The 14,057-nt window shown below is 72.7% G+C and carries 17 protein-coding genes; 9 read left to right on the forward strand and 8 right to left on the reverse strand.

The genetic code is table 11. From position 1 onward, the window contains the following. Nucleotides 1-11 precede the first annotated feature (11 nt). The 3 genes from FKD65_RS20435 to FKD65_RS20445 all read left to right on the forward strand — a co-directional run bounded on the left by FKD65_RS20435 (nucleotide 12) and on the right by FKD65_RS20445 (nucleotide 2,514). On the forward strand, nucleotides 12-1,142 hold the full coding sequence (locus FKD65_RS20435) for an ABC transporter permease (protein WP_141579011.1): 1,131 nt from the start codon (nucleotides 12-14) through the stop codon (nucleotides 1,140-1,142). Further along, nucleotides 1,139-1,867 carry an ABC transporter ATP-binding protein gene (locus tag FKD65_RS20440; protein ID WP_141579012.1) on the forward strand — a complete coding sequence of 243 codons (729 nt, stop codon included), beginning with the start codon at nucleotides 1,139-1,141 and terminating at the stop codon, nucleotides 1,865-1,867. Before FKD65_RS20435 ends, FKD65_RS20440 begins: the two co-directional genes overlap by 4 nt. Nucleotides 1,868-1,929: 62 nt before the next feature. Beyond that, on the forward strand, nucleotides 1,930-2,514 hold the full coding sequence (locus tag FKD65_RS20445) for a TetR/AcrR family transcriptional regulator (RefSeq protein WP_141579013.1): 585 nt from the start codon (nucleotides 1,930-1,932) through the stop codon (nucleotides 2,512-2,514). 29 nt (nucleotides 2,515-2,543) lie between these two features. Here FKD65_RS20445 and FKD65_RS20450 read toward each other — a convergent pair whose 3' ends face one another. Then, the gene (locus FKD65_RS20450; RefSeq protein WP_168221120.1) at nucleotides 2,544-3,140 is read right to left on the reverse strand and encodes a TetR/AcrR family transcriptional regulator; all 597 of its coding nucleotides are present in this window, start codon (nucleotides 3,138-3,140) and stop codon (nucleotides 2,544-2,546) included. A gap of 160 nt (nucleotides 3,141-3,300) precedes the next feature. Here FKD65_RS20450 and ppk2 point away from each other — a divergent pair, with 160 nt between their 5' ends. Both ppk2 and FKD65_RS20460 read left to right on the forward strand, forming a co-directional pair. Further along, nucleotides 3,301-4,104: a polyphosphate kinase 2 gene (ppk2, locus tag FKD65_RS20455; RefSeq protein ID WP_141579015.1), complete on the forward strand. Its 804-nt coding sequence runs from the start codon at nucleotides 3,301-3,303 to the stop codon at nucleotides 4,102-4,104. Nucleotides 4,105-4,375: 271 nt separating this feature from the next. Further along, nucleotides 4,376-5,125, forward strand: coding sequence for a TIGR02206 family membrane protein (locus FKD65_RS20460; protein ID WP_141579016.1), 750 nt, complete (start codon nucleotides 4,376-4,378; stop codon nucleotides 5,123-5,125). Here FKD65_RS20460 and FKD65_RS20465 read toward each other — a convergent pair. The 6 genes from FKD65_RS20465 to FKD65_RS20490 all read right to left on the reverse strand — a co-directional run bounded on the left by FKD65_RS20465 (nucleotide 5,113) and on the right by FKD65_RS20490 (nucleotide 9,655). Next, a complete protein-coding gene (locus FKD65_RS20465; protein ID WP_141579017.1) occupies nucleotides 5,113-5,643 on the reverse strand; it encodes a dihydrofolate reductase family protein in 531 nt (176 codons plus the stop codon). The two genes, FKD65_RS20460 and FKD65_RS20465, sit on opposite strands and share 13 nt — an antisense overlap. A 42-nt stretch (nucleotides 5,644-5,685) precedes the next feature. Then, nucleotides 5,686-5,907: a hypothetical protein gene (locus FKD65_RS20470; RefSeq protein ID WP_141579018.1), complete on the reverse strand. Its 222-nt coding sequence runs from the start codon at nucleotides 5,905-5,907 to the stop codon at nucleotides 5,686-5,688. Between the two features lie 105 nt (nucleotides 5,908-6,012). Further along, nucleotides 6,013-6,678 carry a response regulator transcription factor gene (locus FKD65_RS20475; RefSeq protein WP_141579019.1) on the reverse strand — a complete coding sequence of 222 codons (666 nt, stop codon included), beginning with the start codon at nucleotides 6,676-6,678 and terminating at the stop codon, nucleotides 6,013-6,015. After that, a complete protein-coding gene (locus tag FKD65_RS20480; RefSeq protein ID WP_141579020.1) occupies nucleotides 6,675-7,796 on the reverse strand; it encodes a sensor histidine kinase in 1,122 nt (373 codons plus the stop codon). The genes FKD65_RS20475 and FKD65_RS20480 overlap by 4 nt, the downstream gene beginning before the upstream one ends. A gap of 42 nt (nucleotides 7,797-7,838) precedes the next feature. Next, nucleotides 7,839-8,441 carry a DNA-binding response regulator gene (locus FKD65_RS20485; RefSeq protein ID WP_141579021.1) on the reverse strand — a complete coding sequence of 201 codons (603 nt, stop codon included), beginning with the start codon at nucleotides 8,439-8,441 and terminating at the stop codon, nucleotides 7,839-7,841. Next, the gene (locus FKD65_RS20490; protein ID WP_205718739.1) at nucleotides 8,438-9,655 is read right to left on the reverse strand and encodes a sensor histidine kinase; all 1,218 of its coding nucleotides are present in this window, start codon (nucleotides 9,653-9,655) and stop codon (nucleotides 8,438-8,440) included. The genes FKD65_RS20485 and FKD65_RS20490 overlap by 4 nt, the downstream gene beginning before the upstream one ends. A gap of 154 nt (nucleotides 9,656-9,809) precedes the next feature. Between FKD65_RS20490 and FKD65_RS20495 the strand changes: the two genes are divergently transcribed. Both FKD65_RS20495 and FKD65_RS20500 read left to right on the forward strand, forming a co-directional pair. Continuing rightward, entirely contained in the window at nucleotides 9,810-10,226 is a 417-nt protein-coding gene (locus FKD65_RS20495) for a hypothetical protein (RefSeq protein ID WP_141579022.1), read from the forward strand. After that, the gene (locus FKD65_RS20500; RefSeq protein ID WP_141579023.1) at nucleotides 10,223-10,798 is read left to right on the forward strand and encodes a hypothetical protein; all 576 of its coding nucleotides are present in this window, start codon (nucleotides 10,223-10,225) and stop codon (nucleotides 10,796-10,798) included. Before FKD65_RS20495 ends, FKD65_RS20500 begins: the two co-directional genes overlap by 4 nt. Nucleotides 10,799-10,930: 132 nt before the next feature. On the opposite strand, the gene FKD65_RS20505 is transcribed toward FKD65_RS20500, so the two are convergent. Beyond that, the gene (locus tag FKD65_RS20505; protein ID WP_141579024.1) at nucleotides 10,931-11,797 is read right to left on the reverse strand and encodes an oxaloacetate decarboxylase; all 867 of its coding nucleotides are present in this window, start codon (nucleotides 11,795-11,797) and stop codon (nucleotides 10,931-10,933) included. A gap of 573 nt (nucleotides 11,798-12,370) precedes the next feature. Here FKD65_RS20505 and FKD65_RS20510 point away from each other — a divergent pair. Next, a complete protein-coding gene (locus FKD65_RS20510) occupies nucleotides 12,371-12,928 on the forward strand; it encodes a snapalysin family zinc-dependent metalloprotease (RefSeq protein ID WP_141579025.1) in 558 nt (185 codons plus the stop codon). A gap of 263 nt (nucleotides 12,929-13,191) precedes the next feature. Next, on the forward strand, nucleotides 13,192-14,040 hold the full coding sequence (locus FKD65_RS20515) for a class II glutamine amidotransferase (RefSeq protein ID WP_205718740.1): 849 nt from the start codon (nucleotides 13,192-13,194) through the stop codon (nucleotides 14,038-14,040). The last annotated feature ends 17 nt before the right edge of the window (nucleotides 14,041-14,057 follow it).

Here is a 14,057-nt window from a genome sequence, read left to right on the forward strand (position 1 = left end):
GCGGGGGGCTGATGTTCCTCGCACTTCGCGAACTGCGGTTCGCCAAGGTCCGGTTCGGGCTGATGGGCGCCGTCGTGGGGTTGATCGCGGTTCTCATGGTCATGCTGTCCGGGCTGTCGGTGGGCCTGGTCAGGGACGGGGTGTCCGGCCTCCAGAACCTGCCGGTCACCTCCTTCGCCTTCGAGCGCGGCGTCCAGCACGACTCCGCCTTCTCCCGGAGCGTGGTGGACATGTCCGCCGTGGACGCCTGGCGGAGCCGGCCGGGCGTGGCGGAGGCGGCCCCCTACGGGAACACGCTCGTCAACACCAAGAGCGACCGGGGCGTGGACGTCGACCTCGCGCTGTTCGGGGTGGCGCCGGACTCGTTCCTGTCCCCCGAGGTGAGCGACGGCGCGCGGCTGGACGGCCCGGACGGCATCGTCGTCAGCGCCACGGCCCTGGACGCCGGCCTGCGCATCGGCGACACGATCACGGTCGCCCGGCTCGGGACGAAGCTGCGCGTCGTCGGCGCCACCCCGCGGCAGAACACCTTCGGACACGTCGACGTCGCCTACGTGCCCCTGCGCACCTGGCAGCTGATCAAGGCCGGCGCGGCGCCGGGCGACGCGGTGCCCGCGCACGCCGCGCAGGAGATCACCGCCGTGGCGGTGCGCGCGAAGTCCGGCGCTTCGGTCGACCTCGCCGCGGGGGACGCCGCCGCGGGCACCGAGAGCCTCACCCTGGAGGAGTCCTACGGCGCCTCGCCCGGCTACACGGCCGAGACGTCCACGCTCCAGCTCATCCAGGTGTTCCTGTACGCCATCTCCGCCCTGGTCGTGGGGGCGTTCTTCGCCGTCTGGGCGATCCAGCGCAAGCACGAGGTCGCCGTGCTGCGCGCGATGGGCGCGTCGAGAGGCTGGCTGCTGCGCGACGCGCTCACCCAGGCGTTCCTCCTCCTCGTCGCCGCCGTCGCGGCCGGCGCCGGTATCGGCGTCGCCCTCGGCTCGCTCATCACCGGCGGCGGCATGCCGTTCGCTCTCAGCGCCCCGAGCGTCACGGCCGCGGCGGCGGGGCTCGTCCTTCTCGGGCTCGTCGGCGCCGGGGCCGCCGTCGCCCGGATCGCGTCCATCGACCCGGCCACCGCCCTCGGAGGAAACCGATGACCGGACAGACCACGCCGACCGCCGGTCCCCGGGAGGCCGGCGCGAACGACCGGCCGGGGCTGGTCATGGAGGGCGTCTGCCTCACGCACGGAGACGGCGCCGAGACCGTCCAGGCCCTCGACGACGTCCACCTCGTGGTGCGCCCCGGGGAACTGGCCGCCATCGTCGGCCCGTCCGGCGCCGGAAAGTCGAGCCTGCTCGCCGTCGCGGGCGGGCTGGCCAGGCCGGACCGGGGCACGGTCACGCTGGCGGGGCTCGACATCACGGCCGCCGGGGCGAGGGCCAGGGCGAAGCTGCGGCGCGAGCACGTCGGGTTCGTCTTCCAGTCGGGCAACCTGGTCCCGGCGCTCACCGCCGCCGACCAGCTCCGGCTGCCCCTGCGGTTCCGGCCGCGCCGCGCGCGCTCCGGCCGCGACCCCCTCGCGCTGCTCGAGGACGTGGGGATGGCGGACAAGGCCGGCCGGCGCCCCCACCAGCTGTCCGGCGGGGAGCGGCAGCGGGTCGGGATCGCCCGCGCCCTGGTGACCGAGCCGAGCGTGCTGCTCGTGGACGAGCCCACCGCCGCCCTGGACCGGGCGCGCAGCCACGAGATCGTCCGCCTGCTCGCCCGGGAGGCGGAGCGGTTCGGCGTCGCGGCCGTCATGGTGACCCACGATCACGACGTTCTCGAACACTGTGACACGGTGTACGAAATGATCGACGGGCGCCTGGCCGCACTCGCCTGACGTCCCGGCCGGGCGGCCCGGCGGGTCCGGCTGGTCCGGCGGGACCGGGGAGAGGGGGCCGCATGCCGAAGATCCAGGCGCCGACCGTGGCGGAGCACCGGGCCGCGCAGCGGGCCGCCCTGCTCGACGCGGCCCGCACTCTCCTGTCCGAGGAGGCTGAGCGGGCCCCGAGCCTGGCGGACGTGGCCCGCCAGGCCGGGCTCGCCCGCTCCAGCGTCTACGCCTACTTCAAGTCCCGTGACGATCTGCTCGACGCCCTCATCGTCGACACCTTCCCGCGCTGGTCCGCCTACGTCGAAGCGCAGATGGCGAAGGCCAGGACGCCCGGCGACCGGGTCCTGGCCTACGTCTACGCCAACATCCGGCTCGTCGCCCGCGGAGACCACGCGCTGGCCCGCGCCCTCGCGGCCACCGGCCGCACCGACACGCTGGCGAACTCCAGCCGGCTGCTCCACGACGAACTCCAGACGCCGCTCCGCGCGGCCCTGGCCGACCACGGCGCGTCCGATCCCGACCGGACGGCCGAGCTCGTCCAGTCGGTCGTCTACGCCCTGACGCGGATGATCGAGGAAGGCCTCGCCGAACGCGCGGCACGCCGGCTCGCCCACGAACTGCTCGCGCCCTACCTGCGCTCCGCGACGCCGTGACCGGAAGGCTCCCGGCGGCCGGAGCGGCCCTAGGGAGCGGCCGGAGTCGTCAGGCGGTCCATGAGCAGGTGCATGCAGCTGCGGAACCAGGCCAGGGCAGCCGGATCCGTGGCATCGACCCTCCCGTGGCCGCGGGCGAACACGCCCGAACTGATGAAGCCGTACACGCACCAGACCATCGGAGACAGGACGAAGTAGGGATCGACGTCGGGGGGAACCGCGTCGCGGATCCGGCGGGTGCACATCCGGAGGAGGGGACGCTGGTAGCGGTCCTCCAGATCGGGCAGGTCGAGGGCATCGGCCTCCCAGCGGTGCATCCACACCGCATGGATGAGCGGGTGCGAGACGTGGTAGTCGATGTAGGCGTCCAGGATCTGGTGAAGGGCGACGCGGGCGGAGCCGGTCGTGTCGACCGCCTCCCGGAGCGTCGCGTACTCGTCCTCGTAGGCGCGCTGCATGATGTCGACGTAAAGCTCGCGCTTGCTGCCGACCAGGTCGGTGATCCGCGCGGCCGGAACGCCCGCGGCGTCCGCGATGAGCCGCAGGTTCGTCTCGTCGTATCCCAGTGCGGCGAAGAGCCGGGTCCCCGCCTCGAAGACCCTGTCGCGCGCCGCGACATCGTCCATGCCCTTCACGCTAAGGCGGTCCACCCGGCATTCCTCCACCCTTCGAAGTAAAAACACCCGAAATAGCATTGAATGCCCGGAACAGGATCGAGAGCCGGCATGCCGTCTCCGGCCGGCCTCTTGGCACGACAGGGCGTGGCGGATGGGTAAGGATCTCCCCATGAGCAAGGTCGAGCGCCTGCCCCGGAAGGTGTACGAGCCGGAGCTGGCCCGCCTCCAGGCGGAGTTGGTGAAGCTGCAGGAATGGGTGCGCACCGAGGGCGCCCGCGTCGTCGTGGTCTTCGAGGGACGGGACGCGGCCGGCAAGGGGAGCACGATCAAACGGGTCACCGAGTACCTGAACCCCCGCGTGGCCCGGATCGTCGCGCTGCCCGTGCCGACCGACCGCGAGCGCGGCCAGTGGTACTTCCAGCGCTACACCGAGCACCTCCCCGCCGCCGGCGAGATCGTGCTGTTCGACCGCTCCTGGTACAACCGGGCGGGCGTCGAGCGGGTCATGGGCTTCTGCTCCAAGCAGGAGTACACGCGCTTCCTCCACCAGTGCCCCATCTTCGAGCGGCTGCTCGTCGAGGACGGGATCCTGCTGCGCAAGTACTGGTTCTCGGTGAGCGACGCCGAGCAGGAGCGCCGCTTCCGCAGCCGGCTCGAGGACCCGATGCGGCGGTGGAAGCTGTCGCCGATGGACCTGGAGTCCATCACCCGCTGGGAGGACTACTCCCGCGCCAAGGACGAGATGTTCGTGCACACCGACATCCCCGAGGCGCCCTGGTACGTCGTGGACAGCGACGACAAGCGCCGCGCACGGATCAACATGATCGCCCACCTGCTGTCGACGATCCCCTACCGCACCGTGGAACCCCCGCGGCTGCCACTGCCCGAGCGACCGCCCCCGAAGGGCTACGAGCGGCCGCCGCGCGACATGCAGACCTACGTCCCCGACCACTCCGCGACCCTGCTCCGCTGACACCGCCCGCGGCCGGGCGGTCAACGCCGCCGCGGACGCGCGGCGGTCAGACGCCGGGTTCGGCCGCCCGCGCGCCGGAGCGCCGCCGCAGCAGCACCGCGATGATCAGGACCGCGCACAGCACCCCGGGACCGCAGTGGACTCACTCTCGGCATCGGAGAGCGGCGGTGCGGGCCCCCCGCGCACCGGACGGCTCCCCTGCGGCTCCCGTTCGCGGGGAGCCCGCCCCGGCCAACGCTCCCCGGACGTCCGAGGCGGTTAGCATCACCGCATGCCGTTGACCGCCGCCGGGCGCTTCGCCGCTTACGGCGCCTCGCACTGGGCGGCGCTCGGGCTGTTCGCGGTCGGCTGCGCGGGCCTGGTGGCCGTCGGCCGCGCCCAGCGGGCGGAGGCGGAGCCGGGCACGGGGTTCGGCGGCCAGGCGCGGGGCTTCGGCAGGGCGTACGCGCTGGCGGTCGTGTACGTGATGATCGGCACCCAGGTCCACGCCCTGCTCCCCGGGCAGTGGCGGATCGGCGGTTCGCTGCCCCTCCAGCTGTGCGACGTGGCGTGGCCGGCCGCGGTCGGCGCGCTGTGGACGCTCGGCCGGCGCTGGTTCGCGCTGACCTACTACTGGGGGCTCACCCTGTCGGTGCAGGGACTGCTCACACCGGCGCTCAACGGCGCGGACTATCCCGGCATCGACTACCTCGGCTTCTTCGGCATGCACCTGATGATCGTGTGGGCCGCGGTGTACCTGACCTGGGGACTCGGGATGCGGCCGGACTGGGGCGACTACGGGTTCGCGGTCGCCGTCACCGTGGCGTGGGCCGTCGCCACGTTCGTCTTCAACCTGAGCGCGGGGACGAACTACGGGTACCTCAACGACAAGCCCGGCACCGGCTCGGTCCTGGACCTGATGGGCCCCTGGCCCTGGTACGTGCTGGTCGAGACGGTGGTCATCCTGCTCGGCTGGGCCCTGATCACCTGGCCCTGGACCCGCGCGAACCGTCCGCCCGAGCCGGCGGGTCAGCGGCCGTAGTCCAGGAAGAGCGTTCCGTTCTTTCCCCTTTCGACCTCGGACAGCTTCCACGACTGGACGCCGTCGCCCTCGAAGACGCGCCTGCCCTGCCCGACCACTGAGGGGGCGACGACCAGCCGGAGCTCGTCGACGAGACGGGCCCTCAGCAGCGAGCGGGCCAGTTCGATGCTGCCGTGGATGCCGATGTCGCGGCCTGGCTCCTGCTTCAAGGCGGTGACGTAGTCGTGCACGTCAGTGGTGACACGGGTGGAGTTCGTCCATTCCCGGCTGAGCGCGCTGGAGGTGACGACGTGCTTGCGGGTGCCGTTGATGAAGTCGGCGAACGGCTGGAAGTCCGACGCGGGCCAGTGCCCGACCCAGTATTCGTACGTCCCGCGCCCCAGCAGGACGGCGTCCTGGGCGGCTATGACCCTGCCGAGGTAGTCGACCAGCCGGGTGCCCTCGTCGACGAACCAGTCGCCGTCCTCGTAGGCGATCCCGTCCAGCGACATCAGGTGGTAGAGCACGACCTTGCGCATGTGGTTCTCCTGGTGATCGATCAGTGGGGCGGCCCGGCGCCGCTACTTCTTGACGGGGTCGGAGCCCGCTCGCTTGACGATCTGGTCGCCCGGGTTCAGCGAGTTCCAGAGGGAGCCGCCGACGCGGATCTTCTTGCTCCGGCCGTCGGTGAAGGTGACCTTGAGGTAGTGGTAGAGATTCGACCCGTCCGGCATGTTGCGGGACTTGGCGGTGACGACGCCTTCCCACGCCTCGTCCTCGCGCACCCGCCGTGACCTGAACATATGGCTCGCCTGCCCTCGGTGATGGCGTTCTCACTTCTCGTGACCAGGCTAGGCGGCGCGGGGGAGGTGGGCCTCGGCCGCGTGACGGGTCTTGCGGATGCGACTTCAGGCTGGGGGGCGGGGCCGGACGATACCGAGGTCGTAGGCCATCACGACGGCGTGGACGCGGTCGCGGGCACCGAGCTTGCGCAGGACGGCCGAGACGTGGGCCTTCACGGTCGCCTCGGCGAGGCCCAGATGCCCGGCGATCTCGGCGTTGGAGGCGGCCCGCGCGACCAGCGCGAGCACCTCCGCCTCGCGGCCGGTCAGTTCGGCCAGCCGTTCGGGCCGGACGGGCACGCTCGGCTGGACGGCCACGAACCGGTCGAGGAGCCGGCGCGTCGCGGTCGGGGCGAGCAGCGCCTCGCCCCGGGCGACCACCCTGACGGCGTCGGCCAGTTCCGGCGGGCGCACGGACTTGAGCAGGAAGCCGCTCGCCCCGGCCCGGAGCGCGGCGTAGAGCGGCTCGTCGAGGTCGAACGTGGTCAGGATGACGACCTTGGGCGGGTCGGCGCCGGCGGTGATCAGCCGGGTCGCGGCGATGCCGTCGGTGCCGGGCATCCGCACGTCCATCAGGACGACGTCGGGGCGAAGGCGGGCGGCCTCCCGGACGGCCTCCTCGCCGTCGCCCGCCTCGCCGACGACCTCCAGGTCGTCCCGGGCGTCGATGATCATGCAGAACCCGGCGCGGACCAGGTCCTGGTCGTCGGCGACGAGCACCTTGATGGTCACGGCCCCTCCAGGGGCAGCCGGGCACGGACCCGGAACCCGCCGGCCGGATCGGGTCCCGCTACGAGCGATCCACCCACGAGCGAGGCGCGTTCGCGCATCCCGGCGATGCCCTGCCCCGTCCCCGGTCCGGTCAGGCGCCCGCCGCCGGCGCCGTCGTCGCGGACGTCGATGGTGAGTTCGCGGTCGGTGGCGGCGACGGTGATCTCGGTGGTGCGGGCACGGGCATGGCGCAGGGTGTTGGTGAGCGACTCCTGCACGATCCGGTAGGCCGACAGTTCGACTCCGGGGGGCAGCGTCCGGTCGTCCAGGCCCTCGGCGCGGAGCGTCACGCGCAGTCCGGCCGCGGCCAGGGGCCCGGTCAGCCCGTCGAGGTCGGCGAGGCCGGGCTGGGGCTCCGCGGCGGCCTCGGCGCCGGGTGCGGGCTCGCCGTCCAGGGAGCGGACGGTGCGCAGCAACGCGTGCAACTCGGTGAGCGCCCGCCTTCCGGAGCCCTCCAGGCCGCGCAGGGCCTGGCGGGCCTTGTCCGGGTCGGCGTCGAACACGTCGTCCGCCGCGGCGGCCTGGACGACCATGACCGAGACCGTGTGAGCGAGGACGTCGTGAAGTTCGCGGGCGATGCGGGCCCGCTCCTGCAGGACGGCGCGCCGCGCCTCGGCCTGGCGGCGGGCGGAGCGGGCCCTCCCCAGCGCTCCCCAACTCCAGGCCAGCAGGGCGGCGGCCATCCACAGCAGGGTGTAACGCGGCTCCCCGGACGTCCACGGCAGGACGACGGCCAGCGCCAGCGCGCCGGCCAGGCCCCACAGGGAACTGCGGGCGGGACGGAGCCACGCGAACGTGCTCACCACCATCAGCGCGATCCCCGGCCCGACGTCCGGATAAAGGAACTGGATCCCACCCCCGGCCAGCAGCACAGCGGCGGTCACCGCGCCAGGCCGCTCGCCCATCCACCAGACGGCCCCCGCCTGGACGAGCACAAGGGCGACCAGGACGGCCCGTCCCGGACCCCCGGGGAGACCGTGGGGCGTGAGGAACGCCAGCGGCGCCGACAGGAGCAGCGCGCACCCGACCAGGAGCGTGCGCCACCGCGGTGACAGCGTCGCCTCGAACCGGTCCGGCACGATGCCCGACGCTAGCAGCACCCTCCACGGACCGGCGGCGCGTCAGATCCAGCCTTGCTGCCAGGCGTGGTGGGCGGCGGCATGGCGGGTCGGAGCCCGCAGCTTGGTCATGGCGGTGGACAGGTAGTTGCGGACGGTGCCGGGGGCGAGGTGGACCTCGGCGGCGATGTCGTTGACGGAGGCTCCGGTGCGGGCGGCGCGGAGGACCTCCAGTTCGCGGTCGGTGAGGGGGCAGTCGTCCTCGGTGAGGGCGGACGCGGCGATGTCCGGGTCGATGTGGCGGCGGCCCGCGGCGACCTCGCGGATGATCTCGGCGAGCCGCGCGGCGGAGGTCGTCTTCGGGACGAAGCCGCGGACGCCCGCGGCGAGGGCCCGGCGCAGGACGGCGGGACGGGCGTGCCGGGTCACCAGCACGACCCGGGTCGGCAGCTCCGCCCTGATCTCCTCGGCGGCGCGCAGGCCGTCGGCGGGCGGCATCTCGAGGTCCAGGACCGCGATGTCCGGGGCGTGCTCGCGGGCCAGGCGGACCGCCTCGGTGGAGGTGGACGCCTCGGCGACCACCTCGAGGTCGTCTTCGAGCGCGAGGAGGGAGGCCAGTGCGCTGCGGAGGAGGTCCTCGTCGTCGGCTATGAGAAGTCGGATCATCGGTCCTCGGCCTTCGCGGCGGGCACCCGGTGCTCGGCGCTCGTGACGGGCAGGGACGCCGTGAGTTCGAAGCGGTCGGCGTCGCGGGTCCAGGTGAGGTCGCCGCCCGCGGCCCTGAGGCGGTCGGCCAGAGCTTCCAGGCCGGTGCCGGGGACGGCGCCCGTCTCGGACGCGCCGTCGTTGCCCACCTGGAGGCGGGCGACGCCGCCGGCGACGCGGTAGTCCACGGACGCGCGGCCGGCCCGGCTGTGGCGCAGGAGGTTGGTGGTCGCCTCCCGCATCACCAGGCCCAGGAGGTGGCGGACGGTATCGGAAACGGCGGCGGTGTCGGAAACGGCGGTCGGGTCCACGGTCATGCGGGCGTCGATGCCCGCGGAGGCGAGGATCCGGGTCGCGTTGGCGATCTCGTCGTCAAGGCTGGTGCGGCGGTAGCCGAGGACGACCGCGCGGGTGTCGCGGAGCGCATCGGCGGCCAGGCGCCGCACGGCGTCCATCTCGGCGGCGGCGCGGGGCGGGTCGGCCTCGGCGAGCCGGGCGGCCAGCTCGCTCTTCAGGGCGATGACCTGCAGATGGTGGCCCTGGATGTCGTGCAGGTCGGCGGCGAACCGCAGGCGCTCGTCCTTGACGGCGAGTTCCGCCGACATGCGGCGCGCCTCGTCCAGCCGTCCGGCGATGTCCCAGGCCCACATGGGGCCGAGCATCGCCCAGACGACGAACGCGGTGATCCCGGGCGGGAAGAGCGCGGCGTACAGGAGGTCGCCGTCCCCGCTCAGGAGGCTGACGGCGCCGCCGGGCAGCGCCGCGGCGGGCACCGCCGCGGCGACCAGCCGCCGCCTCGGCCGGCGGTCCAGGTAGGTCGCGGTGACCGCCGTCATGATCGCGGGGGCGATCGGCCAGAGCCCGTAGTCGCGCAGGGCCAGGGGGCAGGCAGCGAGCACCAGCGCGGCCAGTGCTCCGGCGGCGGGCCAGCCCGAGGGCGGGCGGGGGCGCGACCCGGCCGACAGCCGCGCGTTGAGCAGGACCACGACCGCCACGGCCTCGACCACCAGCGCGGCGGCGCTGAAGACGCGCGGCTGCACCGGCACGTCGCCGTCCAGGATCCATTCGCCGGTGAAGAGGACCAGGATGCCCACGTTGGTGCCCGGTACCGCCCACCAGGTGTAGCGGCGGAAACCCGCCAGCCCTGTCTCGTCCCTGCCGGCCCCTTTGCGCACGCGGCCATTGTTCCAGCGGAAGGCCGCCCGAACGGGGTGTCATCTGTCCCCAATCCGCATGACAGATGTCATTCGCGCACGTGGTGGTCCGTCACTACCGGAAGCGCCCGCGCCGCCCGGAGGGTGAAGGGGTCGCCTACCGAGGAGGAGCACCGTGCAAGGGCAGAAGGAGATCGTGCGTCATGGCTGGGGCCATTTCGCGCGGCACTACGTGGAGATGGTCATCGCGATGGCCGTCGGGATGCTGGTCCTCGGCGCGGCCGTGCGGGGCGTCCTCGCACTCGCCGGGACCGGGCTGTCGCTGGAGCGGAACCCGGAGGCCGTCTCGCTGGAGATGGCGTTCGACATGTCCGCCGGAATGCTCGTATGGATGCGCGTGCGAGGCCACGGCTGGGCGGCCTCCCTGGAGATGTGCGCGGCCATGTTCGCACCCCTCGCGGCGCTGCTCCCGCTGCTGTGGCTGGACGTCGTCACCCCCGGCTCGCTGATGGCGCTCGAACACGTGCTGATGCTCCCGCTGATGCTCGCGGTGATGCTCCGCCGCCGCGACGAGTACGCCCACCGGTCATGACCGAGGTCGTGCACGAGCGGCGCGGGCCGCTCCGAGCGGTGCTGCGCCGCTGGCCCACGGCGGTGGCGCTCGCGGCGGCGGCGCTCATGCTGGGCGGCGGTCTCGGAGACGTGGACGAGGCGGTGTCCGGATTCGGGGAGGCGCTGCTCCTGCTGCCCCTGGAGTACCTGATCGTCAACCGGATCGGGCGGCGTGCGGCGTCATGGCCCGTGGTCGGGTGCATGGTCGTGGTCACCCTCGCGGTCGGCATGCTGGACGTGGTCCCGCTGTCCGCCGTCTTCGTGGCCGCCGCGCTGGTGCTGCTGGTCTGGGGAGCCGTCGCCGGGGCGCCGGACGGGCGGGGCGCCTTCGGGGTGCAGGCCGCGGGCATGCTCGCTTTCGGCGCGGTCGCGCTCACCGCCCTGGCGGTGGATCCCGACCTCGGCCGCTGCCTGGTGGCGGCCGGCTGGTTCCTCCACGGGGTGTGGGACGCCGTCCACCTGAAGCTTGACAAGGCCGTCTCCCGCTCCTACGCCGAAGCCTGCGGCGTCATCGACATCCTGGTCGCCGCCATGCTCGTCTTCCTGCTGTGACCATCTGCGCGGCGCGGCGATTCCCTGGGAGCTGGGAATCGCCGCGACGCGCGGTCGGTGCGCGGCCGTGTCAGGGGCAGGGACTTGCCGCCCATCACCCTCCGCTACGCGTGACGTCCGGCCGCCGGAGGATCAGGCGGGAATGCCGGCCAGTTCCGGCTTCGGGTGCTTGCGGCTGATGTTGCGCTCCAGCAGGGCGAGCGACTCCCGCACCCCGACGCTCCCCGCGGTCGGTTCGGGCAGCCGGCCCTCGTCGCGCTTGAGCCGGAGGATCGCCTCCTCCATGGCCCGCTGGGCAGCGAACAGGCACGGGGTGCTGTAGATCGCGGCCCGCACCCCGAGTTCGGCCAGCTCCGGCAGCGAGACGCGCGGCGACCTCCCGCCCGCGATCTGGTTGAACAGCAGCGGCTTGTCGCCGACCACCGCCGCGACCCGGCGGATCTGCTCGACGCTCCGGAGGCCGTCGACCAGGACGACGTCCGCGTCGGTGCTCGCCAGCGCCTCGGCGCGGGTCAGGACCTCGTCCTCCTCGCCGGCGTCGGTGCGCGCGACGACGACGAGGTCGCGGCGGGTGCGCAGCACCATGTCGAGCTTGTCGAGGTACTCCGGCAGCGGCAGGATCCGCTTGCCGTCGACGTGCCCGCAGCGCCGGGGCCGCTGCTGGTCCTCCAGCACCACGCCGGACGCTCCGATCAGCTCCATCTGCTCGACCACGTGGCAGGCGACCTCGGGGTCCACGTAGCCGTCGTCGATGTCGACCAGCAGGTGCCGCCCGGGGAAGGCGAGCCGCAGCCGCTGCACGAACGCGACGATGTCGGGCCAGGCGACGAATCCGATGTCGGGGAGGCCGTAGTGCGAGGCGGCGAAACCGAAGCCGGACACGAAGAGTCCGTTGTAGTGCTGCGCGGCGACGGAGGCGGAGAACATGTCGAACACCCCGATCAGCGGGGTGGTCCCCGCCGAGAGGATCTCCCGCCGCAACTCCTGTCCGTAGTCCACCTTTTCTCCTTTCATCCGTTGGGCGCGGGTGACTTGTCCGACTGAGACGGAATACGACCGTATATGGCGAGCGCGGGCCGGTCGGTATTCCGTGTCGCGAATAGTTACCCATGCGCGAGGCAAAAGACGGGCAAAGGAAGCGGAGGGAAAGCACAAAGAGCCGAGGCAATTAGCCCGGTTTGTATGGCGATATCGGGACTTGCTCTTTATTCATCGCTGCCGTTCGCGGGAGCCCGCTTGACCGCCCCGACCCCACCGAGGGCGCCCCCGCGCCCACCGGGCGCCCACCGGGCGCCCACCGGGCGCCACCCTCCCCCACCACCGGCGTGAACGGGCTGGACCGGCGGCTTTCTACGGCCCTCGAAATACACATTGAATATCTAGCGCTTTTCACCTTCTGGAAGGGCGCCCCGCCCTCGACTACTCTTCCGTAGCTGTGATACCCGCGAGGACGTCAGGCCGCCACGTGCGCCGAGCGTCAAGTCCGGCCTTTTCCGGCGGCCGCCATTTTTCTCGCGAACACGCTCCGCCGCAAGGCCGAATGCCCCCGCCCCCCATTCGCAGGAGTTCTCCATGGTGATTCGCAAGATCATGGCGGCGCTGGCCGTCACGCTCGGGCTGTCCTTCCTCGTGCCCGCGCTGGTCGTCGACTCCGCGGCGGCCGCGGCGCCGGTCGCGGTGCGCACGATCTACTACGACGCGAGCACCGCGCAGGAGTTCAGGTCGGTCGTCGACCAGGGCGCCGCCGCCTGGAACGCCGCCGTCCCGGCGATCCAGCTCAGGCCCGCGACCGGCTCGCAGGCCACCATCAAGGTCTACGCCGACGACGGCTGGCCGCGCACCTACATGGGCGGCTTCGGCCGGGCCACCATCTACATGGGGCGCGAGGCGGTCGACGACGGCTTCTACCCGCCGAGGATCGCCGCGCACGAGCTCGGGCACGCCCTCGGCCTGCCCGACAACCGCAACGGCCGCTGCGACTACCTGATGTCCGGGCACAGTTCGCCGACGTCCTGCAAGAGCACCACCCCGCACTCGACCGAGGCGGCCCAGGTCACCCGCAACGCGGGCGGCCTCGCCCCGGCCGCGCTCAGCCGGGAGACCCGCTACGTGGACTGCTTCGTCTTCTGACGGACCTTCCAGGTCCTCCGGCCGCGGCACCGCGGGCACACCGGCCTCATCGTGCCCGCGGTGCCGCGCGTCCGGCTGCACGCGCCCGGCCTCACGCGCCCGGACGGCCCGCCCGGAGGACTGCGCGGCATTGGGGAGTCGTCCCGCGCTGGTGGCTCGCGGGCCTCACCGGGTAGAGGTGAAGCCAAAGGGGGTTTGGTCCTGGCCGCATAGCGGACCCGGCTCCCGGCCGCCGCGGGCGAAGCGATGCGAGGTGGGTGGCGATGTGCAGGTGGATGGCCTATTCGGGGGACCCCGCTCTGGCCGAGGCCCTGCTCTTCCGGCCGGCCCACTCCCTGATCAACCAGAGCCTGCGCGCCCGGCTGGGAGAGGAGACCACGAACGGGGACGGCTTCGGCATCGGCTGGTTCGGGGAGCGGCGGGTCCCCGCCGTGTACAAGAGCGTCCACCCCGCCTGGAACGACCCGAACCTGCTGGAGATCAGCCGGGAGATCCGAACCCGCCTGCTGTTCGCGCACGTCAGGGCCTCGACCGGCGCCTCGGTGCAGCGCAGCAACTGCCACCCGTTCCGGCACGGCCGGTGGCTGTGGATGCACAACGGGTCCATCGCGGAGTTCCCCAGGCTGAAGCGGGACGTGATGCTCGCGATCGACCCGTCGCTCTACGCGGAGGTCGAGGGGACGACCGACTCGGAGGCCCTGTTCTACCTGGCGCTCACCTTCGGCCTGATGGACGACCCGCCGGGCGCGGTCGCCCGCGCCGTCGGTCTCGTCGAGGACGTCGGCCGGCGCCACGGCGTGCCCGATCCCCTGCAGATGACCGTGGCCACCAGCGAGGGCGAGTCGATCTGGGTGTTCCGCTACTCCAGCCTGGGACGCACGAGGTCCCTCTTCTACTCCACCGACATCGCCCAACTCCGCAGGCTGTACCCGGCGGTGGACGTCCTCCACGAGCTCGGGACGGACGCGCGGTTCGTCGTCTCCGAGCCGATCCACCATCTCGAGGGCGCGTGGAGGGAGGTTCCGGAGAGCTCCTACGCGATCGTGCGGCCCGGCGTGCACGAGATCCATCCGCTCGTCCCGGTGCGCACCCGCCAGGAGACCACGGCGTGACCGAGCCGCGCGGGGCG

This window comes from Actinomadura sp. WMMA1423 (assembly GCF_006547145.1).
GTDB lineage: Bacteria > Actinomycetota > Actinomycetes > Streptosporangiales > Streptosporangiaceae > Spirillospora.

Excerpts from the sequence above, each read along its gene's own strand:
- FKD65_RS20435 (WP_141579011.1), top strand. The coding sequence starts at position 12 with ATGTTCCTCGCACTTCGCGAACTGCGGTTCGCCAAGGTCCGGTTCGGG.
- FKD65_RS20440 (WP_141579012.1), top strand. The coding sequence starts at position 1,139 with ATGACCGGACAGACCACGCCGACCGCCGGTCCCCGGGAGGCCGGCGCG.
- FKD65_RS20445 (WP_141579013.1), top strand. The coding sequence starts at position 1,930 with ATGCCGAAGATCCAGGCGCCGACCGTGGCGGAGCACCGGGCCGCGCAG.
- FKD65_RS20450 (WP_168221120.1), bottom strand. The coding sequence starts at position 3,140 with ATGGACGATGTCGCGGCGCGCGACAGGGTCTTCGAGGCGGGGACCCGG.
- ppk2 (WP_141579015.1), top strand. The coding sequence starts at position 3,301 with ATGAGCAAGGTCGAGCGCCTGCCCCGGAAGGTGTACGAGCCGGAGCTG.
- FKD65_RS20460 (WP_141579016.1), top strand. The coding sequence starts at position 4,376 with ATGCCGTTGACCGCCGCCGGGCGCTTCGCCGCTTACGGCGCCTCGCAC.
- FKD65_RS20465 (WP_141579017.1), bottom strand. The coding sequence starts at position 5,643 with ATGCGCAAGGTCGTGCTCTACCACCTGATGTCGCTGGACGGGATCGCC.
- FKD65_RS20470 (WP_141579018.1), bottom strand. The coding sequence starts at position 5,907 with ATGTTCAGGTCACGGCGGGTGCGCGAGGACGAGGCGTGGGAAGGCGTC.
- FKD65_RS20485 (WP_141579021.1), bottom strand. The coding sequence starts at position 8,441 with ATGATCCGACTTCTCATAGCCGACGACGAGGACCTCCTCCGCAGCGCA.
- FKD65_RS20500 (WP_141579023.1), top strand. The coding sequence starts at position 10,223 with ATGACCGAGGTCGTGCACGAGCGGCGCGGGCCGCTCCGAGCGGTGCTG.
- FKD65_RS20510 (WP_141579025.1), top strand. The coding sequence starts at position 12,371 with ATGGTGATTCGCAAGATCATGGCGGCGCTGGCCGTCACGCTCGGGCTG.
- FKD65_RS20515 (WP_205718740.1), top strand. The coding sequence starts at position 13,192 with ATGTGCAGGTGGATGGCCTATTCGGGGGACCCCGCTCTGGCCGAGGCC.